This window comes from Acinetobacter sp. A47 (assembly GCF_000805455.1).
Lineage (GTDB): Bacteria > Pseudomonadota > Gammaproteobacteria > Pseudomonadales > Moraxellaceae > Acinetobacter.
In genome coordinates, this window is sequence record NZ_JSUS01000045.1 from 1 (window position 1) to 665 (window position 665).

The following is a 665-nucleotide window of genomic DNA, read 5'->3' on the forward strand; positions in this document are numbered from 1 at the left end:
CAGTTAGTCCTTGATGCCGACAAGACCATCAATGTCAGCATTACTGCAACCGATGCCGCAGGTAACACCGGTACAGTAACTGCAGATGCCAGCTATACCGTTGACATCACCACACCAGTAGTCGTGATCAACCCGATTGCAGGCGATAACATCGTTAACGCAGCAGAAGCAGGCGTTGACCAGACTGTTAGCGGTGCGGTTGTGGGCAGCTTCACAGCAGGTGATGCTGTGACAGTCGTGGTCAATGGCAACAATTACACCACCACCGTACAGGCGGATGGTAGCTGGAGCGTGACCGTTCCGGGTAGCGATCTGACTGCAGATGCAGACAGCACCATCAATGTCAGCGTGAATGTAACAGGTGCGGGCACCATTACCGCAGACCAGAGCTATGTAGTTGATGTCACTGCTCCGGATACCACAGGTGCAACACTCGCCATCAATGATGTCACAGCAGACAACGTATTGAATGCAGCAGAATCAACCGGCACAGTGACCATCACGGGTACCCTGACCGGTATCCCGGCAGATGCAGCAACGACTGTGGTTACACTCCTCATCAATGGCGTGACTTACACCGCAACGGTTGATGCAGCAACAGGTAACTGGACAGCTGATGTAGCCGGTAGCGACTTGCTGGCAGACACCGATGCCACTATCGATGC

General features: G+C 53.7%; 1 protein-coding gene. It reads left to right on the forward strand.

Features of this window, described 5'->3' with window-relative positions:
* Positions 1-665, forward strand: a 665-nt coding sequence (locus OC23_RS11420) for an Ig-like domain-containing protein (protein WP_038344945.1), incomplete at both ends; no start/stop codon positions are given.